1 protein-coding gene is annotated in these 339 nt (G+C 34.2%); it reads right to left on the bottom strand.

Annotated features, from left to right (window positions below):
• The coding region (locus tag CSC79_RS20300) for a hypothetical protein (protein ID WP_237114069.1) at positions 1-260 on the bottom strand (260 nt) is incomplete at its 3' end.
• Positions 261-339: the final 79 nt, after the last annotated feature.

The raw sequence follows: 339 nt of genomic DNA, 5'->3' as shown, positions 1-339 counted from the left end.
GATACTGGACTTGCAATAATAATCCTCGCCATTCGTTGTAAAAGCGGCGATGCTCTTTGCTTGATTAGTATATGAAATTTTATATTTTCTGAGGAATGTTTATTTGTACTGGCTAATACTGAACTTGCAACAATGATCTTCGCCATTCGTTGTAAAAGCGGCGATGCTCTTTGCTTAATTGATATTTGAAGTTTTATATTTTCTGAGGAATGTTTATATGTGGTGGGTGATACTGAACTTGCAACAATGATCTTCGTCATTCGTTGTAAAAGGGGCGATGCTCTTTACTTAATTGATATTTGAAGTTTTATATTTTCTTAGGAATGTTTATATGTGGTG

Source organism: Pseudoalteromonas sp. 3D05, assembly GCF_002723455.1.
GTDB lineage: Bacteria > Pseudomonadota > Gammaproteobacteria > Enterobacterales > Alteromonadaceae > Pseudoalteromonas.
The sequence above is the reverse complement of the archived record's forward strand: the minus strand, read 5'-3'. Positions and strand labels throughout refer to the sequence as shown.